Consider the following 23,182-nt stretch of genomic DNA (forward strand, 5'->3'; position numbering starts at 1 on the left):
TCTAAAGGGTTATAGCGCCGGCTTAAAGATGCATTTAATATGCATCTTATATTATTGATGACGAGGTAACTGCTATGGCCTTTCGCGACCAACCCCTTGGCGAGCTGGCGCTCTCCATTCCTCGCGCTTCTGCGCTGTTCCGTAAATACGATATGGATTACTGCTGCGGCGGTAAGCAAACCCTGGCGCGTGCGGCTTCACGCAAAGAGCTGGACGTTGAGGTGATTGAAGCAGAACTGGCGCAGCTGGCCGAGCAGCCCGTCGACAAAGACTGGCGAACCGCTCCGCTCGCGGAAATCATCGACCATATCCTCGTGCGATACCATGACCGCCACCGTGAACAGCTGCCGGAGCTGATCCTGCAGGCGACCAAAGTCGAGCGCGTCCATGCCGACAAACCTTCCGTACCGCGCGGTCTGGCAAAGTACCTGACCCTGCTGCACGAAGAGCTTTCCAGCCACATGATGAAAGAAGAGCAGATTCTCTTCCCGATGATTAAACAGGGAATGGGAAGCCAGGCGATGGGACCTATCAGCGTGATGGAAAGCGAGCATGATGACGCGGGTGAACTGCTGGAAGTGATCAAACACACCACCCACAACGTCACGCCGCCGCCAGAAGCGTGCACAACGTGGAAAGCGATGTACAACGGTATTAACGAAACGATCGACGACCTGATGGAACACATCAGTCTTGAGAACAACGTTTTGTTCCCGCGGGCTTTAGCGGGGGAATAAAAAAGGCCGCTGCGGCCTGATGCCCTCACCCCGACCCTCTCCCACAGGGAGAGGGTGCAAAAACTAAAAACGGCAACTGACGTTGCCGTTTTGCTTTTACCTTACGCCTGCCATCCGTTTCTTACCGATAAACACCCAGCCCAGCCCCAGCGCGATAAACCACAGCGGCGTGACGATGAGTGCCTGGCGGGTATCATCTTCCAGCGTCAGCAGAACCAGCACGAAGACGAAGAACGCCATGCACACCCAGCACATTAGCTTGCCCAGCGGCATCTTGTAGATCGATTTTTCATGCAGGTGTGGACGCTGCTTGCGGTACACCAGGTATGAACAGAGGATGATGGTCCAGACGAACATAAACAGGATCGCAGAGACCGTGGTGATCATGGTGAACGCGCCAATCACGCTTGGGTTCACGTAGAGCATCACCACACCGCCCAGCAGGCACATGCAGGAGAAGGTCAACCCTTTTGCCGGTACCGCACGCTTAGAGAGCTTGGCGAACGCGCTCGGCGCCACGCCTTCCTGCGCCAGACCAAACAGCATACGGCTGGTGGAGAATACGCCGCTGTTGGCAGACGAGGCAGCAGAGGTCAGCACCACGAAGTTAATCAGGCTCGCGGCAGCAGGCAGGCCTACCAGCACGAACAGCTCGACGAACGGGCTCTTGGTAGGTACCACGGAGCTCCACGGCGTCACGGACATAATGATGACCAGCGCGAAGACGTAGAACATGATGATACGCACCGGAATGGAGTTGATGGCGCGCGGCAGGGACTTCTCCGGATCTTTGGTTTCCGCAGCGGTCGTTCCGACAAGCTCAATCCCCACAAACGCGAACACCGCAATCTGGAAACCAGCAAAGAAGCCGCTGATGCCTTTCGGGAACCAGCCGCCGTCATTCCACAGATGGGTAAACGACGCCTGAACGCCGGTTGGTGACTGGAAGTGGGTAAGCACCATTACCAGGCCCACCACGATGAGCCCAACAATGGCCACGATTTTGATCATCGCAAACCAGAACTCCATCTCACCGAACATTTTGACGGTGGCGAGGTTCAGGCTCAGCAGCAGCACAATAACCGCCAGCGAGGCCACCCAGTCCGAGAGCCCCGGGAACCAGAACTGCGCATAGGCAGTAATCGCCACGACGTCCGCCATACCGGTGACGACCCAGCAGAACCAGTAGGTCCAGCCGGTGAAATAGCCCGCCCACGGCCCGAGCAGGTCTGAAGCGAAGTCGCTGAAGGATTTGTATTCGAGGTTCGAGAGCAGCAGTTCACCCATTGCACGCATCACGAAGAACAGCATAAAACCGATAATCATATAAACGAATATGATTGACGGTCCGGCGAGACTGATGGTTTTGCCTGACCCCATAAACAGCCCGGTACCGATGGCACCCCCAATCGCAATGAGCTGAATATGACGGTTTGTGAGATTGCGCCGTAGCGACTGTTCAGACGACGCCTCTTCGTCGGCGACGACTTTGACCTGATCTACCATGTGATATTTTCCTGTTTATGCCTGTCTGTGTTGTTAAGGCTCTTCTGGCCTTTAAATACGTCAAAAAAATGACGTTCCCTTGTAAGGGCTAATCGATATTAGGTAAGAATCGGCGGGATGAATACTATGATTTAGATATTATGTTAATAATATGTTGAAAGTGAGTGTCATATCACTCATACAGCGCGAAACAGCTCACAAAAATACACGCAACAGTTTCGTTTGCAAGATAAAATGTTGATAGCACCATAACTATAGGTTTTTACACTATTTTCCTCTCCCCAAACGGGGAGAGGAAATAAGAAAATTCGATTACAGAATTTCCAGCAGCTCGACTTCAAAGACCAGGGTGCTGAATGGCGGGATGGACGCGCCAGCGCCGCGCTCGCCGTAGGCCAGGTTATGCGGGATAGTCAGTTCCCATTTGGAACCCACTGGCATCAGGGTCAGGGCTTCGATCCAGCCTGCGATAACGCCATTTACCGGGAACTCAGCCGGTTCGCCGCGCGCCACGGAGCTGTCGAAGACGGTACCGTCGATCAGCTTACCGGTGTAGTGCACGCGAACGTGGTCGGTACGCGCCGGGATTGCGCCGTCGCCCTGATTGATCACGCGGAACTGCAGACCGGATTCGGTGCTGTTCACGCCTTCACGTTCGCGGTTCTCTTCCAGATATTTCACACCTTCGGCGGCCATCTCTTCAAAGCGCGCACGACGCACGGCGTCAGCACGTTCGTGGATTTCACGCAGCGCACGGTGCACGACGTCAACCGGAACGGCAGGCTGTTTGCCTTCCAGCGCGTCAGCGATACCCGCCACCAGCGCTTCTGGTAACAGACCTTCCAGGCCGGATTCGCTCAGCTGCTGTCCTACCTGCAAGCCGATACCGTAACTTGCCTGCGCTTCGATAGTGTCAAAAGTCGGGGTGGTCATGGGTTTTCCTTCCATCACATTTAAAGTAGCGGGCAGCATATCAGCCATGCCCTTATGGGTAAAACTTTGTCTGAAGTTAAGGTGACAAACCGCGACGAAACAGAAACAATAGAGATAACCAGGATTAATCCCGAACTGATGTCACGGATGTCGGGTTTACTACGCCGTTCAGGCAGTTAGCAAACTATACTTCGGGGCACAGGATAAAAAATACGCGGAGCAGGAGGAGTGCCATGCCCGGGCGATTTGAACTGAAACCTACCCTGGCGAAAATCTGGCAGGCGCCGGACAATTTTCGCATCATGGACCCGCTGCCTCCTCTGCATCGCAGAGGGATCATCATTGGCGCGCTGATGGTGATTGTGGGCTTCCTGCTTCCTTCCGGGGGCGATGATGTCGATACCGCACCCGTCACCCGCAATGCCCAACTGGACATTCAGTCGCAGACGCGGCCGCAGCCTGACGCACAGCCGATGCAGACGCAGCTCGTCTCCCCGTCGAACGATCCGGGTCAGGTTGCGCCCGTTGAGCCAGAGCCCATTCAGGATGAACAGCCGCAGGATCAAGCCGCCGCCCCGTCTCAGCCTCAGACGCAGCAGCCCACCGGCATTGAGCAACAGTGGCGCTCCTATCGCGTAGAGCCGGGCAAAACCCTGGCACAGCTGTTCCGCGACCACAACCTGCCGCCAACCGACGTGTATGCCATGGCGAAGGTGGAAGGTGCGGGTAAACCGCTCAGTAACCTGCAGAATGGTCAGATGGTACAGATTCGCCAGAATGCCAGCGGGGTGGTGACAGGGTTAACGATTGATACGGGAAGTGGACAACAGGTACTGTTTACCCGCCAGCCAGACGGCAGTTTTATCAGGGCGCGTTAAGAGCCCGGATCTCTAAAACGCAAAACGCCGGCACAAGGCCGGCGTTTCAACGTGAGCAGAGTAAAAAATTACTCAGCTACAACGTTAACAACCAGTTTAGCGAACACTTCGCTGTGAACCTGGAAGTCAACTTCGTGCTCACCAGTGGTACGCAGAACGCCGTTCGGCAGACGAACTTCGCTCTTAGCCACTTTAACGCCTGCAGCAGTTACTGCATCAGCGATATCGCGGGTACCGATGGAACCGAACAGTTTACCTTCGTCGCCAGATTTAGACGCGATGGTAACGGTGCCCAGTGCGTTGATTGCTTCAGCGCGAGCGTTAGCAGCCGCCAGAACGTCAGCCAGTTTGGCTTCCAGTTCAGCGCGACGTGCTTCGAAAAACTCTACGTTTTTCTTGGTAGCTGGAACAGCTTTACCCTGTGGAACCAGGAAGTTACGTGCGTAACCCGCTTTAACGTTAACCTGATCACCCAGGCTGCCCAGGTTTGCTACTTTATCAAGCAGAATAACTTGCATTACCTTATCCTCTTAAAGTCGTATTAATGGACCGTGCCCGATTACTGATGACGATCAGTGTACGGCAGCAGGGACAGGTAGCGAGCGCGTTTGATAGCGCGAGCCAGCTGACGCTGGTATTTTGCACGAGTACCGGTGATACGGCTTGGGACAATCTTACCGCTTTCGGTGATGTAGTTTTTCAGCGTTGCGATATCTTTATAGTCGATCTCTTGAACGCCTTCCGCGGTGAAACGGCAGAACTTGCGACGACGGAAATAACGTGCCATATGGCTAGTCTCCAGAATCTATCAAATCAATCTGCTCGGCATGCAGAACCATTTTGCTCAGGCCGTTCTTTGCCTTGTGGCAAGAGATGAACCCCTGAACGATTACTGCGCTACCGACCGTTAAACTGTGAGTAATGGCCTGGTTTTCGTGTCCGCTAATAATAACGGGCATTTGGCACCACGCCTGCCGGTGAAACCCGGCTTCCTCTTGCACAGAACGATGCTCAAGCACGAACTGGCAATGCGGAATTCCTGATGGACTGACCTTTCGAAGGGGAGCCCTGCATACGATGCCGGACAACGCCAGACGGTTGGTCATCAGAAATTACTCTTCAGAATCCCCAGCATCAGAATCATCTGCGGTTTCGTTTGCGAAATCATCGCGACGCTCACGGCGCTCGTCTTTCGCTTTAACCATCGGAGATGCTTCGGTAACTGCGTTTTTGGTACGCATAACCATGCTGCGGATAACGGCATCGTTGAAGCGGAAGGTAGTTTCCAGCTCATCGATCACTTCCTGCGGCGCTTCAACGTTCATCAGAACGTAGTGTGCTTTGTGCAGTTTGTTGATCGGGTAAGCCAGCTGACGGCGGCCCCAGTCTTCCAGACGGTGGATCGTACCTTCTGCACCAGTGATGGCAGCAGAGTAACGCTCGATCATACCCGGAACCTGTTCGCTCTGGTCAGGATGGACCATAAAAACGATTTCGTAATGACGCATCGAATTGCTCCTTACGGATTATTCAGCCTCCTGTCTGGGTCAGCCGAGGCCCGGGGAGGCAAGGAACGTGTTAAAGGTCGGCTGAAAAATTGACGCGTCATAATACTTGCGCGCCCCTGGAAACTCAAGCTGATTGCACAAATAATTCGCACAAAGCGCGAAGCGGGTCTAAGTGAGTGATTTAAAATTGGTCACACCCGGAAGCGTTGTTTTTTTGAACAACTGCATCAGAAATGGTCACGCATCCCCGCCGGATGAGTGATTACACTTTAATCAGAGATCACCTGAATTAAAGAAGGAGCATCCCCCCTCTCGCAGCACGTAGTCGTGGAGCGCATATCATGAAAAAAATCGCATTAGCCATAATGGCGGCGCTTTTGCTCAGTGCAAACGCGATGGCAGCCATCAAGATAGACAGCCGACAGGCCAGAAACATGGATGATGTGCAAAGCTTGGGCGTCATTTACATCAATCATAATTTCGCCACGGAAAGTGAAGCAGATCAGGCCCTTAATGAAGAAACCGATGCACAGGGCGCAACCTATTACCACGTGATGTTAACCCGTGAGCCCGGCAGCAACGGCAACATGCACGCCAGTGCAGATATTTACCGATAACGCATTAACGCTAGCACCAGGAAAGCCAACAACGAGAACATAGCCATAGTTGACGTTGCCCCCTGCCCGGGGGCTTTTTTTTGTGAATGGCTCCGGAATACCACCGGTTACAACTGTTTTTCGGTATTCCAGAGCGCTTATTCACTTCTGCCCGTAGTAGGCATTCGGGCCGTGCTTGCGCATGAAATGCTTGTTCATCAGGTAATCATCAATGCCCTGCAGCTGTGGGTTGATGCCGCGGGCAATCCACGCCATGCGTGCCACTTCCTCCATGACGACCGCATTATGAACGGCGTCGTGGGCATCTTTTCCCCAGGCGAACGGACCGTGCTGATAGAGCACAATACCCGGCATATGCAGCGGCTCACATTCTCCCAGCGTCTCGATAATCACCTTTCCGGTGTTGAGCTCGTATTCGCCTTCCACTTCATCCTGCGTTAATGCGCGCGTGCAGGGGATGTCGCCAAAGAAGTAGTCCGCGTGGGTCGTGCCCAGCGCCGGGATGGGCAGCCCGGCCTGTGCCCAGGCCGTTGCGTGCGTGGAGTGGGTATGCACCACGCCGCCAAGGGACGGATAACGCCGGTACAGCGCCAGATGGGTTGCGGTATCTGAAGAGGGACGCCATTTTCCCTCCACGACGTTTCCGTCGAGATCCACCACCACCATATCGTCTGCTTTCATGGTGTCATACGCCACGCCGCTCGGCTTAATCACGATCAGCCCCTGCTCGCGGTCGATAGCGCTTACGTTGCCCCAGGTGAAGGTGACCAGGCCATAGCGCGGCAGATCCATGTTGGCTTCAAAGACCTGCTGTTTAAGCTTAAGCATGTTCAGCCTCCAGCAACCCTGCCCGCGCCATACGTTCGCGCACCCAGTCCCGCGCCTTCGCCACTTCCGCTGCCGGGTTGTCCGACGTCTCGCTCCACATCTCAATCAGGTAAGGCCCGCAATAGCCTGTCTGCCTGAGCGTCTCGAAGCACCGTTCAAAATCCACCACCCCGGTGCCGAACGGTACGTTTTTAAACACGCCAGGACGGGTATCTTTGACGTGCACCGCCACGATATGCCCCATGCCTGCCTGCAACTCCATCTGCACGTCGTTATCCCATGCCGACAGGTTGCCGATATCGGGATAAAGCTGGAACCACGGGTTATTCAGATAGTGCGCGTAGCCCAGCGCCTTGCTGATGGAGTTCATCAGGGGGTAGTCCATGATCTCCATCGCCAGCGTGACCTGCGCGCGGCTGGCCATCTCGACGCTCTCTTTCAGGCCGTCACGGAAACGACGGCGCGTTTCATCGTTGGCTTCCTGATAGTAAACGTCATAACCCGCCAGTTGGATCACGCGGATACCGACATCCTGCGCAAAGCGAATGGCTTTACGCATGATCGCCAGCCCCTGCGCGCGTATAGCATCGTCTTCGCTGCCGAGCGGAAAACGACGGTGGGCGCTCAGGCACATGGACGGCACGCGCACGCCCGTTTCAGCAACGGCGCTCACCAGCGCCAGGCGCTGTTCGCGGCTCCAGTCGAGGCGAGAGAGACGCTCGTCCGTCTCATCCACGGACATTTCGACAAAATCGAAGCCCAGCTGTTTTGCCAGCTGTAACCGCTCCAGCCAGCACTCCCCCGCAGGGAGTGCCTTTTCATAGATGCCAAGCGGGACCTGTTTTGACAACATACCCGCTCCTTAGCCCCAAAGCTGAGCGATTGAGCGTTTGAACTGACGCGCCGCTTCCACCGGAGACGCCGCATCACGAATGCTGCGACCGGCAATAAAGACGTGAATCGGAATGCCCTTGAACAGCGGCAGATCTTCCAGCGCCAGACCGCCGGTGACGGTGACTTTGAAGCCCATATCCGCCAGACGTTTGATCGCGCTGATATCCGCTTCGCCCCACGCCACGCCTGCGGCCTGCGCGTCGCGGCTGCGGTGGTACACCACCTGCTGAATGCCCGCATCGCGCCACTCCTGCGCCTGCTCCCAGGTCCAGAAGCCGGTCAACTCAATCTGCACGTCGCCGTTAAACTCTTTTGCCACGTCCAGCGCGCCCTTGGCGGTGTTGATATCCGCACAGCAGATCACGGTGACCCAGTCAGCATTCGCTTCGAAGCACATGCGGGAGAGGATTTTCCCTGCGTCGGCAATTTTGGCATCTGCCAGCACGATTTTGTGCGGATAAAGCGCCTTCAGGTCGCGAACGGCACGCACGCCTTCGCCCACGCACAGAATGGTGCCCACTTCGATGATATCGACTTCTTCCGCGATCAGGCGGGTGGTTTCGTAAGCGTGGGACAGAGTTTGGTTATCCAGCGCAACCTGCAACATAGGTAATGACATGTTCAATTCCTCTTAGACTGCCGCCGCTGTGGCGTTATCAATTAAATCCAGCACGTCCTGCTCGGTACGGCAGGCGCGTAAACGGTCGAAATTAGCTTCGTCATCAAACAGGTTGACGATCTGCATGATGCCCACCTCCTGGTGGGTGTTAGCATCGACCGCGGCCATGGTGATCAGGATATCGACCGGATCGTTATCTTCGTGGTTGAATACCAGCGGCGTTTTCAGCGTCACCAGCGCGAAGCCGGTTTTCTTCACGCCCTCTTCAGGACGCCCATGCGGCATTGCCAGCCCTGGCGCTATCACAAAATAAGGGCCGTGCTGCGCGACGCCATCAAGAATGGCCTGGTAGTAACGCGGCTCGACAACGTCAGCCTTAACCAGCAGATCCACGCTCAGCTTCACCGCTTCCTGCCAGGTGCTGGCCTCAGCCTGTAAAAGGATGGAGTTATTCTCTGCCAGCGAATCACGTAGTTTCATGTGGCGTCCTTACTTCACGTCTTGTGGGAAGTGCTCTTTAATCACTTCCAGCAGTTTTGGTCCGAAATCCGCAGGCGACAGCATGTTGCGCACGCCCACCACATATTTATTGCCCGACACGCTAATTTCGCCGGCGATATGGGTAGAGGCGATGATGATGTCCGCGCCGTTGAGTTCACTTTTGTATTCACCCACCGCGCAGCTGTTCACCGTGTGGTCGATGTTTGACTGGGTTAAAAACTGGTCCACTTTCATCTTCATGATCATGGAGCTGCCTTGCCCATTGCCACACACAGCCAGGATACGTACGGTCATAATCGAAACTCCTTAATGAGCAGAGACTTCTGCTGTTTGTTTTTCCGCATCTTCTTCAGCTCGCAGCGAACGGCCAGCGAAGAACATATAAGCCAGAGCAATCAGGATGATGACGGCCATAAAGACCACCCCGACGGAGGCAAAGCCCTGCATCATCGGCGGTGCCAGAATTGACCAGTCCGCCATGCCCATCCAGGCACTCATACCGGTGAGCTTCACCGCCCACACGCAACCAAAGATTTCCACCATGCCCATCACCAGGCAGATCTTGAGCGCCGCGCGCCAGCCGCCGAAGTGGTTAGCGAAGACGCCGATGGTGGCGTTGGAGAAGAACATCGGGATAAAGCCAGGAATAATCAGGATTGAGGAGCCGCAGCCGACCAGGATGCCCACCGCAATCAGCTGGCCGATGGTGCCCCACATAAAGCCCCAGACCACCGCGTTTGGCGCGAAGCTGTAGATAGCGGCACAGTCAATCGCCAGCACCGCACCAGGGATCAGGCGCTGCGAGATGCCGTTGAAGGCTTCCGACAGTTCGGCGACGAACATACGCACGCCCTGAGTGATGATGAAAATGGCCACCGCGAAGGAGAAGCCGGTCTGCAGGATATAAACCGTCCAGTGCGTTTTACCCGCCATCGCCTGAACAACGTCAATACCGAAGGAGAGCAGAATGGCGCCGAAGAAGATGGTCATCACAATCGCGGTTGAAACGATGTTGTCGTGGAAAATATTCAGCCAGCCCGGCAGCTTGAGGTCTTCAACGCTCTCTTCTTTTTTGCCCAGGTACGGTGCAACTTTATAGGCAATCCAGGAGGCAAACTGCTGCTGATGGCCGATGGAGAAACCGCAGCCGTCAGTCACTTCCTGAGTAGGCTTGTACATCATGTTAGAGGTGATACCCCAGTAGAGCGAGACCAGCACCGCGGTGCAGATAATCGTGGTCCACATTGGGTAGCCGAAGATATAGAGAGAAACCGCGATCAGCCCCGCCTGCTGGAACATGATGTGGCCGGTGAGCATGATGGTGCGAATGCCGGTAATACGGCGTAGCAGAACGTAGATGATGTTCAGGGCCAGGGCGAGCAGTACCGCATACCCCACCCAGCTATAGGCATCCCCCATGCGCTCGATGGTCGCCATCATTGAGGCGTAAGTGTCAGAGATGGCACCGTTGATGCCATACACTTCCGACATTTTGGCGACGACCGGCTTAAAGGTGCTGGTCAGAATGCCTGACCCCGCCTGCAACAGCATGAAACCGATAATGGTTTTGATGGTGCCTTTAATAATCACGCTGACGCTTTTGCGCAGCAGGATATAACCCAGACACGTCACGATACCCAGCAGCAGCGGGGCGTTGGTCATTACCTGATTAAAGAACACGGTAAAGACGTTGTAGAGGATCTCCATAACTCTCTCCAGAAATGAGAACACGAGGGGCAATCCCTGTGTGGTTGGTGCCATCACTCTATTAATCACAAATAATCACCACAAGATTGCATTTGATTATTTGTGACGTATCACGCAATTTATTTCCATGGTGTTAGTAATGATTTTCACTACCGTACATGAAAAATAAATTAACCTTTATAATTCATGCAATTAATAATTGATACAGGATAGTCTAACAAGGAATAAGTGCAGAGTACGTGAAGTTGCGCAGATAAAATTCCGCATTTTTGCCATTGCAAAGCGCATCAAATGGTGCCAGCATTAATCACAACAAATCACCATGTGATTACTTTTGATTAAACCAGGAGTCAAAACGATGAGTAAAGTGAACACCATCACCCGTGAGTCATGGATTCTGAGCACCTTCCCGGAGTGGGGCAGCTGGCTGAATGAAGAGATCGAGCAGGAACAGGTTGCTCCTGGCACGTTTGCAATGTGGTGGCTGGGCTGTACCGGTATCTGGCTGAAATCAGAAGGTGGTGCCAACATCTGCGTCGATTTCTGGTGCGGCACCGGCAAGCAGAGCCACGGCAACCCGCTGATGAAAAAAGGCCATCAGATGCAGCGCATGGCGGGCGTAGAAAAACTGCAGCCGAACCTGCGTACCACACCGTTTGTGCTCGATCCGTTTGCCATTCGCCAGATCGACGCCGTCCTTTCTACTCACGATCACAACGATCATATCGACGTGAACGTGGCGGCTGCGGTGATGCAAAACTGTGCTGACGATGTGCCGTTTATCGGGCCACAGACCTGCGTGGATCTGTGGATCGGCTGGGGCGTGCCGAAAGAGCGCTGCATCGTGATGAAGCCTGGGGACGTGGTGAAAATTAAAGATATTGAAATTCACGCGCTGGACGCCTTTGACCGTACGGCACTGATCACCCTGCCTGCCGATCAGAAAGCCGCGGGTGTACTGCCGGACGGTATGGATGAGCGCGCGGTTAACTATCTGTTTAAAACCCCTGGCGGCTCCCTGTACCACAGCGGCGACTCTCACTACTCCAACTACTACGCGAAGCACGGTAACGAGCACCAGATTGACGTGGCGCTGGGCTCCTACGGCGAGAACCCGCGCGGTATTACCGACAAAATGACCAGCGCCGACATGCTGCGCATGGCGGAAGCGCTGAATACCAAAGTGGTGATTCCGTTCCACCACGATATCTGGTCAAACTTCCAGGCCGATCCGCAGGAGATCCGCGTACTGTGGGAAATGAAAAAAGACCGCCTGAAGTATGGCTTCAAGCCGTTCATCTGGCAGGTCGGCGGCAAGTTCACCTGGCCACTGGACAAAGATAATTTCGAATATCACTACCCACGTGGTTTCGATGATTGCTTCACCATTGAGCCAGACCTGCCGTTCAAGTCCTTCCTCTGATTGTGCAGCCGCATCGCCAGACATGATGTCTGGCGAAGTCATATTTCTTTTAGTAATTTCACGCTATTTCAAATATCATCTTTTCAAATCAATTCTTATCGGAATAGCTCATGACGGAAGCGCAACGGCATCAAATTCTCCTGGAACTCCTGGCGCAAACCGGGTTTATCACCGTCGAGAAAGTGATCGAACGTTTAGGCATCTCCCCGGCAACGGCGCGGCGGGATATCAACAAGCTGGATGAAAGCGGCAAGCTGAAAAAGGTCCGCAACGGCGCGGAAGCGATCAGCCAGCAGCGCCCTCGCTGGTCTCCGATGAATATTCATCAGGCGCAGAATCATGATGAAAAAGTGCGGATTGCCAGAGCCGCATCGCAGCTGGTGAATCCCGGCGAGAGCGTGGTCATCAACTGCGGCTCCACGGCGTTTCTGCTGGGCCGTGAAATGTGCGGCAAGCCGGTGCAAATCATCACCAACTACTTACCGCTCGCGAACTATCTCATCGACCAGGAGCATGAGAGCGTGGTGATCATGGGCGGGCAGTACAACAAAAGCCAGTCCATCACCCTTAGCCCTCAGGACAGCGAAAACAGTCTCTATGCCGGGCACTGGATGTTTACCAGCGGCAAAGGCCTGACGGCAGATGGCCTGTATAAAACCGATATGCTGACCGCGATGGCGGAGCAAAACATGCTTAACGTTGTGGGCAAGCTCGTTGTGCTGGTCGACAGCAGCAAAGTGGGCGAGCGCGCAGGGATGTTATTCAGCCGTGCCGAACAGATCGACATGGTGATCACCGGCAAAGGCGCCAACCCCGAGATCCTCCAGAAGCTGGAAGATCAGGGCGTAAAAGTGCTGCGCGTTTAAAGGTGCTGGCGGAAAAACGCTACCGTGGCATCCAGCGCCGTTGGCGTGATGCGGTGGCGGACGCCCGGTTCCCACAGACAGGTCAGATTACCGTCCAGTCCTGCATTCATTAACGCCTGCTGCAGGCGGAAGGTTCCCTCGGGCGGGACCACATCATCCGCGTCACCGTGCCACAGCAGCAGCGGGCGATCGGCCAGGCGCGGCAATGCCCGGGTCACTTCCCACTCTTCGAGCGTCGCGGTGATTTCCGCTAAATCCTGAGGGGGAAAGAGCGTCTTCGCCAGCGACGTAAAATAGCCCGAGCCCATCAGGCAGGCGACAGACTTCACTTCAGGATGATGCGTCATAATCCCCAGCGCCGTCATACCGCCCATCGACGCTCCAGCCACGGCCAGACGATTGTCGGCCACCAGCCCTGCCTCATACAGCGCATCGCGTAGCCCGGCAAACTCGGTCAGACTCCCGTGCAGAATCTGCCAGAACTGCCCAAGACGCGCCTGTTCGTTACCCAAAAAGCGCGCGCCGTGGTCGGGTGCATCCGGCATCACCACGCGGAAACCCGCCTGCGCCAGCGCGACCGCAAAATAACTGTAAACCATCTTCGATGAGGTAAACCCATGATAAAAAACCACAACAGGCAGCGGTTTATCACGTTTACCCGCTGGCATCGCGTGTAAAATTTCATGGTCGCCGAGGTGGCGTATTTCAATTTCAATCATTGTCGACCCTGTGCGAATGTATGATTCATAATGTTGAGAACTGGGTTACGCTTTCACGTCATTTTCATTCGAAATATACGTCCCAGATAACACTTCGGGAACATTCCCCCAAAACTAAATTCACAGACAACTACACTATGGCTATCAGGAAACGAGATATGGTTATGCGCAGGTTTGCTGCTTTATTGCTGGTGTTTCTGCTCAGTGGCTGTAGCGCGCTGCAGGGAACGCCGCAACCCGCTCCACCGGTCGCCGATCATCCACAGGAGATTCGTCGTAATCAGACGGAAGGATTACAACGAATGGGCACCATCTCCGCGCTGGTTCGCGGCTCTCCGGATGACGCAGAAGCGGCAATAAAAGCACAGGCCGTCGCTGCCAAAGCAGATTATTACGTCATCATTATGATCGACGAAACCATCATAACGGGACAGTGGTATTCACAGGCCATTTTGTACCGGAAATAATGGTTTACCTTTGAACGAGATTTACACTGCTTTGCGTCCATAGACATTTTCCTGTCCACAATAAACTCCATGCCCGCGTCAATGGAAGGGAGTTTATTTGCGAAGGATTGCCCGGCGGATACCGGATATATGTGAAATGGAGCTGACGATGAAACGAACTCTTGCTTTGACCTCACTGTTGCTCTCAGCAGGCCTGCTGAGCACCACCGCGCAGTCAGCAGAATTCGCCAGTGCTGATTGTGTGACTGGCCTGAATGAAATTGGCCAGATCTCCGTGAATAATATCTCGGGGAGCCCGCAAGACGTTGAACGTGTCGTGGCATTAAAGGCCGATGAGCAGGGTGCTTCATGGTATCGCATCATCCAGATGCAGGAAGATAACCATATCGACCACTGGCGGGTACAGGCCATTCTCTACGTGTAATCTCCCTCCTGATAAAAGCCACTTATTTTTAGTGGCTTTTCGTTTTTGCAAATTTTTTATCTTATAAAAAACAAATCAAGAACAATAAAATAACATTTTGTTACATTAAACCAGTAAACGTAATCCCCGCTCTGCCGTTGAAGAACCATACCTTTTCAATGATGAGCAATTTATGATCAACATTTTTCGCCGCGCAGGCCTGGGTGCGAAGCTGTCGCTGCTTACCGGCGTCAGTGTCGCCACGCTGTTTCTGCTTTTCACTTTTCTGCTCAGTCAAAAAGCCAGCCAGCAGCTTGAAGCCCTTGCGGTAGAAGATCTGCATAATCAGTCCACCGGCATGGTCGACATGGTGCAGATGTTTAACACCAGCCTGAGTGAAGAGGTTGAGAGCTATACCCGTCTGTTCACCACCTTTTTACCGCAGCCCCTGAACATTGATGCTTCCCAAACCCAGACAATTAACGGGCTCAGCGTTCCGCTTCTGAAAGGCGGAGATACCGGGCTGCATGAAAACAACACGCTTTCGGACGCGTTCCTGAACCGTACGGGAGCCATTTCGACGCTGTTTGTACGCAGCGGTAACGACTTTGTTCGCGTAGCCACTTCCCTGCGTAAAGAGAACGGCGAGCGGGCAATGGGTACCGTTCTGGATAACGCCAGCCCGGCCTTTGCCGCCGTCAACAAAGGTGAAGTCTACCGCGGCCTGGCGCTGCTGTTTGGCAAACGCTACATCACCCAGTACCAGCCGGTTAAAAACGCCGAAGGACAGGTCATTGCGATCGTCTTTGTCGGGGTGGACATCACCCACTCCTGGAACGTCATGCGTGAGAAAATCCTCAACCGCCGCCTGGGCGAGAGCGGTCACTTCTTCGTGCTGGATCGCAGCAACGGCAAAACGCGCGGGCAATACCTTTTCCACGCCAGCGAAGAGGGAAAACTGCCGAAGTGGGACGGCACGACGCAGCAACAGCTTCTGAGTGATAAACCCGGCACGCTGGAGCGCGTAAGCGACGACGGCCGCACGCTGAAAATGGCTTATACCCCGCTGCCAGGCTGGAACTGGACTATCGTGGGTGAAGTGGATAAATCGGTACTGCTCTCAAGCGTCACCGCCATGCGCGACGGTTTCCTCCTCGCCGGTACGGCCTTATCCATCCTGTTTGCTGGCCTGTTTGTAGTCCTGATTCGCCGCGTGCTGACCCGACCACTGCGCAATGTGATCCATCTTGCCCGGCAATATGCCGCAGGGGATCTCCGTTCCAGCCTGCCCGTGACGCGTCAGGACGAAGTCGGACAGCTGATCGACGCCATCAACGGCATCGGTGGCGGCCTGCAAAAAATTGTCCTGCAGGTCCGCGAGGCCGCAGGTGAGATCCATTCAGGCACCAACGCGCTAGCCGCCGATACGGGCGAAATTTCAGAGCAGATCAACAAGCAGGCCAGCAGCGTGGAAGAGACCTCCGCCAGCATGGAGCAGCTGGCCGCCACCGTACAGCAAAATGCCGCCAACATGGAGCAAACGCAGCAGCTGGTGGGTGAAACCTCGCTCGCGGTTCATCAGGGCGGTGAGACGGTCACCCACGCGGTGTCGACCATGGACGACATTCGCGAAGCGTCAAAACGCATCGCAGACATCACGCGCGTGATCGAGTCCATTGCTTTTCAGACCAATATCCTGGCGCTGAATGCGGCCGTGGAAGCGGCCCGCGCGGGCGAGCATGGAAAAGGGTTTGCGGTCGTCGCGCAGGAAGTTCGCGCCCTGGCGGGACGCAGCGCTAACGCGGTGAAGGAGATTGAACAGCTGATTGGCGATACGCTCAGAAAAGTGAGTGAGGGTCATGCGCTGTCTGAACAGACGCGCCTGGCGATGGATGACATCATCATTCATATCGATAACATCAGCCAGCTGGTCACCGAGATTAACCATGCCTCACGCGAGCAGTCCGCCGGGATCGGTCAAGTGAACCTCGCCATGACCCACATTGGCGAAGCGTCGCATATCAATGCCGATCGCATCTCACGCAGCGAACAAACGGCTCAAACGCTGCGCGAGAAGGGTTCACACCTGGCTCAGCTGGTGAGTCTGTTCCAGCTACAAGGCTAGCCGACTCTGCCCGTCGCACGCAGCAGCAGGTCACTTTGCACCTGCTCGCTCATCACCGTTCCGCCACGGGTATCCAGCATCATGCGGCACCACGCCTGCGCCACCGGAGGCGACGCGTGCCGCAGCATTTCGCTCCCGGCACTCAGCAGGAAAAGCTGCTGGGCGATCTCCCGCCCCTGCGCCTCCTGCGGTTTACGCAGTTTTTGCTGAAGCTGTCGCCAGCTGCGGTCGAAGTGTCTGTCCTGCCCTTTTACCTGCGCAAACTCATCGGCAAGCCGATCGTGTATACCCGGCTGCTTCGCCAGCACGCGCAGCACGTCCAGGCACATGATGTTCCCGGACCCTTCCCAGATGCTGTTCACCGGCATCTCGCGATACAGGCGGGGAAGTTCGCTCTCCTCGCAGTACCCGACTCCGCCCAGCACCTCCATCGCTTCAGCGACAAACGGGATGCCCGCTTTACACACGCTAAATTTCGCGGCCGGGGTAAACAGCCGCGCCCATGCCGCCTCCTGCGGATCCGCGCGTTTATCCCACGCCCGCGCCAGGCGGAACAGCAGCGCCGTTTGCCCCTCCAGCACCAGCGCCATCCGGCTTAGCACTTCGCGCATGAGCGGCTGATCGATAAGATTTTTGCCGAAGGTCTGGCGCTGATGCGCATGGTACAGCGCCACGGAGAGCGCACGGCGCATCAGTCCGTGGCTGCCCAGCGCGCAGTCAAAGCGCGTCAGGCCGCCCATTTTGAGGATCTGCCGTACCCCTTCGCCTTCTTCCCCCAGCAGCCAGCCGGAGGCATCAAGGAATTCCACCTCGCTGCTGGCGTTGGAGCGGTTCCCGAGCTTGTCCTTAAGGCGCTCCAGCCGGACGGCGTTGTGCTGCCCGTCAGGTAAAAAGCGCGGCACAAAAAAGCAGGATAGTCCGCCCTTCGCCTGCGCCAGCACGAGATGCGCATCGCTTTGCGGGACGGAGAAAAACCATTTATGTCCCACCAGCCTATAACTGCCGTCGCTGCATTTTTCCGCTTTAGTGGTGTTGCTGAGCACGTCTGAGCCGCCCTGCTTTTCCGTCATCCCCATACCGATCAGCAGGCCGCGCTTTTGCGCGCCGGGCGCAAGATGAGGATCGTAGCGATCGCTGAGCAGCGGCGTCAGCCAGTCGTGAAAGGGTTTGGGGAGCGCCTGCTGCAGGAGCGGTGTCGCGGCAAACGTCATGGTGACAGGGCACAGCGTGCCCGCCTCCACCTGAGCATGAAGCACAAAGCGTGCGGCCCGCGCGACAAACGCCCCTTTACGCACCTCCTCTTCCCACGCCAGGTTATGCACGCGGTTGGCACACAGGCCCTGCATCAGCAGGTGCCATGCCGGGTGAAAGCGGACGTCATCCAGCCGCTCCCCGGTGGCGTCATAGCGAAGCAACTCCGGCGGATTCACGTTCGCCAGCCTGCCCAGCTCCAGCGACTCCGCCGTACCCAGCTGCTGACCAATGCTGGCGAGGAGTTCGATATCCCACTCGGCCCCTTCACGCGAGACCGCATCGCGCAGGGCGCAGTCGGAGAGGAAAAGGTTACTGTTGGAAAGCGGTGCAGGTTGATTGAAAACGGTATGGGTCTGCCAGTGCATGCTGTCTCCCTCCTTCAGTGGCAATGACGATAAGTATGGACAGACCGCGCACACGCTGCATGGGAGGGGAGTCACACGTTCACGATCCCGCTGATATCATTCGTGAAATAGCTCACAGAACATAAGAATAAACTATTTCATGACTTCGCTTTTGTTGAATAATTTATTCTTACCCTTTTCAGTGAGGATCGTTATGCAACCGGATGCGCACAAGCGAGCATTAATTGCAGGCTCCATTGGTAACTTTATCGAGTGGTATGAGTTTGCGGTCTACGGTTTTCTGGCGACCGTCATTGCGAAAAACTTCTTCCAGCTTGAAGGGGAAGCGGGGCTCACCAGCCTGATCCTCACCTACGCCTCGTTTGCCATCGCCTTCTTCTTCCGCCCGCTGGGTGCGGTGGTGTTTGGCCGCATCGGCGACCGGATTGGCCGTAAGCCGACGCTCATTATTGTGCTGGTGCTGATGACGCTCGCTACCGCCGCCATCGGCATTGTGCCGGTCTATGCCAGCATCGGGATTGCCGCGCCGCTCATTATTACGCTGCTGCGCATCCTGCAGGGACTTTTCGCGGGCGGTGAGTACGGCGGCGCGGTCTCGCTGATGACGGAGTTTGCCCCGCGCGGCAAGCGTGGGCTCTATGGCGCGTGGCAGTCCTTTACCGTGGCGCTGGGGCTGTTAGCAGGCGCAGGCATCGTGGCGCTGCTCTCTGCCCTCCTCACGCCGGAAGCCCTGCACGACTGGGGCTGGCGCATTCCTTTCTTCCTGGCGCTGCCCATGGGCGTCGTTGCGCTGTGGCTTCGTGTCAGTATGGAAGAGACACCCAGCTTTGTGCAGCAGCAGGATAAACCGGTTATCGCTCAGGCGGATACTGCCGCCACGCTCCGGGCCATCGTGATGGGGATTGGGCGCGTAATGGTCTGGTCTGCAGCGGGGTACACTTACCTGGTGATTATGCCGACCTATCTGCAGTCGGCGCTGCATACCGGGTTTAACCAGGCGCTGCTTATAGCGGTGATTTCGAATATTGGTTTTGCACTCACCATCATTCCGTCGGGGATCCTGAGCGATAGGATCGGGCGTCGCAGGGTGATGATTATCGCCACCGCGCTGCTGCTGATCCTCGCCCTGCCGCTGCTGAAAATTCTTCAGGCAGAGTCGAGTACGCTGGCGGTGAAGGCTGTTGTGGTGTTGATTGCGGGCGGTCTGGTCGGGATGCTGGCAGGGCCAGGCCCGGCGATGCTATCTGAGATGTTCCCGACGCGCGTGCGCTATACGGGGCTGGGGCTGGCCTACTCGTTGTCGAACGCGATTTTCTCAGGCTGTGCGGGGTTAATTATTACCGGGCTGATTAAGCAGACGGGTAACCTGGATATTCCGGCGTACTACGTGATGGCGACGGCGGTGGTGAGTATTTTCGCGCTGATGACGCTGCGGAAGGATGACCATTTGCGGTCGTTAGAGGAGTGAGTTTGTCACCGTCTGGTGCCCTCACCCCGGCCCTCTCCCACGGGGAGAGGGAGAAAACACAAAAGGCCGTCCTGTGGACGGCCTTGCTGTTTATTCTCCCCGCTGACGCACCGCTTCAAACAGGCAGATGCCCGTCGCAACAGAAACGTTCAGGGACGACACGCTGCCCGCCATTGGGATGCTGATCAGCTCGTCACAGTGCTCGCGGGTCAGACGACGCATGCCTTCACCTTCCGCCCCCATCACCAGCGCCAGACGGCCGGTCATTTTGCTCTGGTACAGAGTATGATCCGCTTCACCGGCGGTACCGACGATCCAGATGTTCTCTTCCTGCAGCAGACGCATGGTGCGCGCCAGGTTGGTCACGCGGATCAGCGGAACGTTTTCCGCCGCGCCGCAGGCCACTTTCTTCGCCGTTGCGTTCAGCTGCGCGGAGCGATCTTTCGGCACGATCACCGCATGCACGCCCGCCGCATCGGCGCTACGCAGGCACGCGCCGAGGTTGTGCGGATCGGTAACGCCATCGAGGATCAGGAAGAACGGATTATCCAGCCCAGCGATCAGATCCGGCAGATCGTTTTCCTGATACTGACGGCCCGGCTTCACGCGGGCAATAATGCCCTGGTGAACCGCACCTTCACTTTTCTCATCCAGGAACTGGCGGTTCGCCAGTTGGATCACCACGCCCTGCGCTTCCAGGGCGTGGATCAGCGGCATCAGACGCTTATCTTCACGCCCTTTCAGAATAAACACTTCCTGAAAACGCTCCGGTGCGCGCTCGAGAAGGGCCTGCACCGCGTGGATGCCGTAAATCATTTCACTCATTGATGGTTCTCGTAATAAGTATTTCCCCTCTCCCGGTTAGGGAGAGGGTCAGGGTGCGGGGAGACTTTACTCCGCCTGCTTTTTCTTGGCCGCGCGCTTCGCTTTGGTGGCGGCCGCTATTTTCTGCGTTTTCGCGGACGGTTTTTTCGCTGAACGGGCTTCTTTCTTCGCCGCCTTCGGCTTCTGTTTCTTCTCGCCGCGGAACGCGCTGTCCGGCTCGAAGTTTACCTTCTTGCCCGCCTGACGACGTTTACCGCCGCCTGGTTTACCGTTACCGGTTTTTTTCGCCCTTTCACGTTCGGTTTTCCCGACGTTACGCGGCGCACGCTCGCTGGAGATCAGGCTGAAGTCGATTTTACGATCGTCCATATTCACGGCTTCGACCTTCACTTCCACACGGTCGCCCAGACGATAGGTCTGGCCGCCAGATTCGCCAATCAGGCGCTGACCCACCTGGTCGAAGCGATAGTAGTCGTTATCCAGGCTGGAGACGTGCACCAGACCGTCGATGAACAGCTCGTCCAGACGAACGAAGAAACCAAAGCCGGTCACGCTGGCAATCACGCCTTTAAAGACGTTACCCACCTGATCGAGCATAAAGTCACACTTCAGCCAGTCCGCCACGTCACGTGTTGCTTCATCAGCACGACGTTCGGTCATGGAGCAGTGCTGACCCAGCTGCAGCATCTCTTCCATCGAATAGTGGTAGCCACCGGTTTCGGTGGTGTTCCCTTTATGGCCCTGCTCCTGCGCCAGCAGATACTTGATCGCACGGTGCAGAGAGAGGTCAGGATAGCGACGGATCGGCGAGGTAAAGTGGGCGTAAGACTGCAGCGCCAGGCCGAAGTGACCGCGGTTTTCCGGATCGTAAATCGCCTGCTTCATTGAGCGCAGCAGCATCGTCTGCAGCATTTCTGCGTCAGGACGGTCGCCAATGGACTCCAGCAGCTCGGCGTAATCGCGCGGCTCTGGCTTGTTACCGCCAGGCAGTTCCAGACCCAGTTCGGCCAGCACGGAGCGGAACGCGGTGATGGCTTCCGTCGACGGTTTATCGTGAATACGGAACAGCGCAGGCTCTTTGGCTTTCTCGACGAATCGTGCCGCCGAGATGTTCGCCAGAATCATACACTCTTCGATCAGCTTGTGCGCATCGTTACGCTGGGTCTGCTCGATACGCTCAATGCGGCGTTCCGCGTTGAAAATGAATTTCGCTTCTTCACTCTCAAAGGAGATCCCGCCGCGCTCTTCGCGCGCCTGATCCAGCGTTTTGTAGAGGTTATGCAGCTCTTCGATGTGTTTAACCAGCGGCGCGTACTGTTCGCGCAGATCCTGGTCGCCCTGCAGCATATGCCAGACCTTGGTATAGGTCAGACGCGCGTGCGAGCTCATCACTGCTTCGTAGAACTTGTAGCCGGTTAAGCGCCCTTTGGTGGAGATGGTCATCTCGCAAACCATACAGAGGCGGTCAACCTGCGGGTTCAGGGAGCACAGGCCGTTAGACAGCACTTCCGGCAGCATCGGCACGACCTGGGACGGGAAGTAGACCGAGGTACCGCGGCTGCGCGCTTCGTTATCCAGCGGAGTGTGCGGACGAACATAGTAGCTTACGTCTGCAATAGCGACCCACAGGCGCCAGCCGCCGCCGCGTTTTTTCTCGCAGTAGACGGCGTCATCGAAGTCGCGGGCGTCTTCACCGTCGATAGTGACCAGCGGCAGGGAGCGCAGATCCACGCGGCCCGCTTTGGACTCTTCCGGCACTTCTTCGCGCAGGCTTTCGATCTGCTCTTCAACAGCTTTCGGCCAGATGTACGGAATTTCATGGGTACGCAGCGCCATATCAACGGCCATTGTGGTGCCCATGTTGTCGCCAAGCACTTCGACGATTTTACCTACCGCTTTAGTGCGACGGGTTGGGCGCTGGGTGAGCTCCACCACCACCACAAAGCCCATGCGGGCACCCATCACCTCTTCAGGTGGGATCAGAATGTCGAAGCTCAGACGGCTGTCGTCCGGCACCACGAAGCCCACGCCCGCGTCGGTAAAGTAGCGGCCAACGATCTGGCTGGTTTTTGGCACCAGAACGCGTACCACGCGCGCTTCGCGGCGACCTTTACGGTCAGCGCCCAGCGGCTGCGCCAGGATCTGGTCGCCGTGAATGCACATTTTCATCTGTTCAGATGAGAGGTACAGATCGTCTTTACGGCCTTCCACGCGCAGGAAGCCGAAGCCATCGCGGTGACCAATGACGGTCCCTTTCAGCAGATCGAGACGTTCTGGCAGCGCATAGCACTGGCGGCGGGTAAAGACCAGCTGCCCGTCACGTTCCATTGCGCGCAGGCGGCGGCGAAGGGCTTCAATTTGCTCTTCACCTTCAATGTTTAATTCAACGGCAAGTTCTTCACGATTGGCGGGTTTTTCGCGTTTTGTTAAGTGTTCAATGATGAACTCGCGGCTGGGAATAGGATTCGCGTATTTTTCGGCTTCGCGTTCCTGGAAAGGATCTTGTGACATGTCGGTTCCTCCGTTGTCAGCTCCGGTG

25 protein-coding genes are annotated in these 23,182 nt (G+C 56.0%); 9 read left to right on the top strand and 16 right to left on the bottom strand.

Annotated elements, in window-relative coordinates; all coding sequences use genetic code 11:
* The first annotated feature begins 74 nt into the window (after window positions 1-74).
* On the top strand, window positions 75-737 hold the full coding sequence (ytfE, locus tag BM007_RS14115) for an iron-sulfur cluster repair protein YtfE (protein WP_024907314.1): 663 nt from the start codon (window positions 75-77) through the stop codon (window positions 735-737).
* A 96-nt stretch (window positions 738-833) separates the two neighbouring features.
* Here the strand turns inward: ytfE and cycA are convergent, their stop codons facing one another.
* Both cycA and fklB read right to left on the bottom strand, forming a co-directional pair.
* Complete coding sequence (cycA, locus tag BM007_RS14120) at window positions 834-2,243, bottom strand: D-serine/D-alanine/glycine transporter (protein WP_024907315.1); 1,410 nt, start codon at window positions 2,241-2,243, stop codon at window positions 834-836.
* 312 nt (window positions 2,244-2,555) lie between these two features.
* Window positions 2,556-3,176, bottom strand: coding sequence for a BamJ family beta-barrel-assembly machinery protein (gene fklB / locus BM007_RS14125; RefSeq protein ID WP_008502892.1), 621 nt, complete (start codon window positions 3,174-3,176; stop codon window positions 2,556-2,558).
* 233 nt (window positions 3,177-3,409) lie between these two features.
* On the opposite strand from fklB, the gene BM007_RS14130 reads away from it, so the two are divergent.
* A complete protein-coding gene (locus tag BM007_RS14130; RefSeq protein ID WP_048989485.1) occupies window positions 3,410-4,054 on the top strand; it encodes an OapA family protein in 645 nt (214 codons plus the stop codon).
* Window positions 4,055-4,122: 68 nt separating this feature from the next.
* Here the strand turns inward: BM007_RS14130 and rplI are convergent, their stop codons facing one another.
* Genes rplI through rpsF form a run of 4 tightly spaced genes read right to left on the bottom strand, consistent with a single transcriptional unit; the run spans window position 4,123 to window position 5,562 of the window.
* Entirely contained in the window at window positions 4,123-4,572 is a 450-nt protein-coding gene (gene rplI, locus BM007_RS14135) for a 50S ribosomal protein L9 (RefSeq protein WP_024907318.1), read from the bottom strand.
* Window positions 4,573-4,613: 41 nt separating this feature from the next.
* The gene (rpsR, locus tag BM007_RS14140; RefSeq protein WP_000135199.1) at window positions 4,614-4,841 is read right to left on the bottom strand and encodes a 30S ribosomal protein S18; all 228 of its coding nucleotides are present in this window, start codon (window positions 4,839-4,841) and stop codon (window positions 4,614-4,616) included.
* 4 nt (window positions 4,842-4,845) lie between these two features.
* Window positions 4,846-5,160: a primosomal replication protein N gene (gene priB / locus BM007_RS14145; protein ID WP_008502895.1), complete on the bottom strand. Its 315-nt coding sequence runs from the start codon at window positions 5,158-5,160 to the stop codon at window positions 4,846-4,848.
* 6 nt (window positions 5,161-5,166) lie between these two features.
* Window positions 5,167-5,562, bottom strand: a complete 396-nt coding sequence (gene rpsF, locus BM007_RS14150) for a 30S ribosomal protein S6 (RefSeq protein ID WP_014068637.1) — start codon at window positions 5,560-5,562, stop codon at window positions 5,167-5,169.
* Window positions 5,563-5,903: 341 nt separating this feature from the next.
* Between rpsF and yjfY the strand changes: the two genes are divergently transcribed.
* Entirely contained in the window at window positions 5,904-6,179 is a 276-nt protein-coding gene (gene yjfY / locus BM007_RS14155; RefSeq protein WP_010427445.1) for a DUF1471 family protein YjfY, read from the top strand.
* A gap of 141 nt (window positions 6,180-6,320) precedes the next feature.
* Here yjfY and BM007_RS14160 read toward each other — a convergent pair whose 3' ends face one another.
* Genes BM007_RS14160 through ulaA form a run of 6 tightly spaced genes read right to left on the bottom strand, consistent with a single transcriptional unit; the run spans window position 6,321 to window position 10,728 of the window.
* Window positions 6,321-7,007, bottom strand: coding sequence for an L-ribulose-5-phosphate 4-epimerase (locus BM007_RS14160; protein ID WP_090419378.1), 687 nt, complete (start codon window positions 7,005-7,007; stop codon window positions 6,321-6,323).
* Window positions 7,000-7,860, bottom strand: coding sequence for an L-ribulose-5-phosphate 3-epimerase (locus tag BM007_RS14165; RefSeq protein ID WP_090419381.1), 861 nt, complete (start codon window positions 7,858-7,860; stop codon window positions 7,000-7,002). The genes BM007_RS14160 and BM007_RS14165 overlap by 8 nt, the downstream gene beginning before the upstream one ends.
* A gap of 9 nt (window positions 7,861-7,869) precedes the next feature.
* Complete coding sequence (ulaD, locus tag BM007_RS14170) at window positions 7,870-8,520, bottom strand: 3-keto-L-gulonate-6-phosphate decarboxylase UlaD (protein WP_008502901.1); 651 nt, start codon at window positions 8,518-8,520, stop codon at window positions 7,870-7,872.
* 12 nt (window positions 8,521-8,532) lie between these two features.
* Complete coding sequence (gene ulaC / locus BM007_RS14175; protein WP_024907321.1) at window positions 8,533-9,000, bottom strand: PTS ascorbate transporter subunit IIA; 468 nt, start codon at window positions 8,998-9,000, stop codon at window positions 8,533-8,535.
* Between the two features lie 9 nt (window positions 9,001-9,009).
* Entirely contained in the window at window positions 9,010-9,315 is a 306-nt protein-coding gene (gene ulaB / locus BM007_RS14180) for a PTS ascorbate transporter subunit IIB (RefSeq protein WP_003856022.1), read from the bottom strand.
* Window positions 9,316-9,327: 12 nt separating this feature from the next.
* Window positions 9,328-10,728: a PTS ascorbate transporter subunit IIC gene (gene ulaA / locus BM007_RS14185; protein WP_024907322.1), complete on the bottom strand. Its 1,401-nt coding sequence runs from the start codon at window positions 10,726-10,728 to the stop codon at window positions 9,328-9,330.
* A 358-nt stretch (window positions 10,729-11,086) separates the two neighbouring features.
* On the opposite strand from ulaA, the gene ulaG reads away from it, so the two are divergent.
* Together ulaG and ulaR are read left to right on the top strand one after the other, a co-directional pair.
* On the top strand, window positions 11,087-12,151 hold the full coding sequence (gene ulaG / locus BM007_RS14190) for an L-ascorbate 6-phosphate lactonase (RefSeq protein WP_024907323.1): 1,065 nt from the start codon (window positions 11,087-11,089) through the stop codon (window positions 12,149-12,151).
* Between the two features lie 110 nt (window positions 12,152-12,261).
* Window positions 12,262-13,017, top strand: a complete 756-nt coding sequence (ulaR, locus tag BM007_RS14195) for an HTH-type transcriptional regulator UlaR (protein ID WP_024907324.1) — start codon at window positions 12,262-12,264, stop codon at window positions 13,015-13,017.
* On the opposite strand, the gene yjfP is transcribed toward ulaR, so the two are convergent.
* Entirely contained in the window at window positions 13,014-13,736 is a 723-nt protein-coding gene (yjfP, locus tag BM007_RS14200; protein ID WP_090419384.1) for an esterase, read from the bottom strand. The genes ulaR and yjfP overlap by 4 nt on opposite strands.
* A 137-nt stretch (window positions 13,737-13,873) precedes the next feature.
* Between yjfP and bsmA the strand changes: the two genes are divergently transcribed.
* The 3 genes from bsmA to BM007_RS14215 all read left to right on the top strand — a co-directional run bounded on the left by bsmA (window position 13,874) and on the right by BM007_RS14215 (window position 16,731).
* Window positions 13,874-14,203 (top strand): biofilm peroxide resistance protein BsmA, encoded by a 330-nt coding sequence (gene bsmA, locus BM007_RS14205; RefSeq protein ID WP_024907326.1) that lies wholly within the window; start codon window positions 13,874-13,876, stop codon window positions 14,201-14,203.
* Window positions 14,204-14,351: 148 nt separating this feature from the next.
* Entirely contained in the window at window positions 14,352-14,627 is a 276-nt protein-coding gene (gene yjfN / locus BM007_RS14210) for a DUF1471 family protease activator YjfN (protein WP_023310144.1), read from the top strand.
* A 172-nt stretch (window positions 14,628-14,799) separates the two neighbouring features.
* Entirely contained in the window at window positions 14,800-16,731 is a 1,932-nt protein-coding gene (locus tag BM007_RS14215; protein ID WP_090419387.1) for a methyl-accepting chemotaxis protein, read from the top strand.
* Here BM007_RS14215 and BM007_RS14220 read toward each other — a convergent pair.
* On the bottom strand, window positions 16,728-18,350 hold the full coding sequence (locus BM007_RS14220; RefSeq protein ID WP_090419390.1) for an isovaleryl-CoA dehydrogenase: 1,623 nt from the start codon (window positions 18,348-18,350) through the stop codon (window positions 16,728-16,730). The genes BM007_RS14215 and BM007_RS14220 overlap by 4 nt on opposite strands.
* Before the next feature lie 193 nt (window positions 18,351-18,543).
* Between BM007_RS14220 and BM007_RS14225 the strand changes: the two genes are divergently transcribed.
* Complete coding sequence (locus BM007_RS14225) at window positions 18,544-19,818, top strand: MFS transporter (protein ID WP_024907329.1); 1,275 nt, start codon at window positions 18,544-18,546, stop codon at window positions 19,816-19,818.
* 90 nt (window positions 19,819-19,908) lie between these two features.
* On the opposite strand, the gene rlmB is transcribed toward BM007_RS14225, so the two are convergent.
* The gene (gene rlmB / locus BM007_RS14230) at window positions 19,909-20,643 is read right to left on the bottom strand and encodes a 23S rRNA (guanosine(2251)-2'-O)-methyltransferase RlmB (RefSeq protein ID WP_024907330.1); all 735 of its coding nucleotides are present in this window, start codon (window positions 20,641-20,643) and stop codon (window positions 19,909-19,911) included.
* Window positions 20,644-20,709: 66 nt separating this feature from the next.
* Window positions 20,710-23,154 (bottom strand): ribonuclease R, encoded by a 2,445-nt coding sequence (gene rnr / locus BM007_RS14235; RefSeq protein WP_090419393.1) that lies wholly within the window; start codon window positions 23,152-23,154, stop codon window positions 20,710-20,712.
* Window positions 23,155-23,182 lie beyond the last annotated feature (28 nt).

It is taken from the genome of Enterobacter sp. NFIX59 (assembly GCF_900113755.1).
Taxonomy (GTDB): Bacteria; Pseudomonadota; Gammaproteobacteria; order Enterobacterales; family Enterobacteriaceae; genus Enterobacter; species Enterobacter pseudoroggenkampii.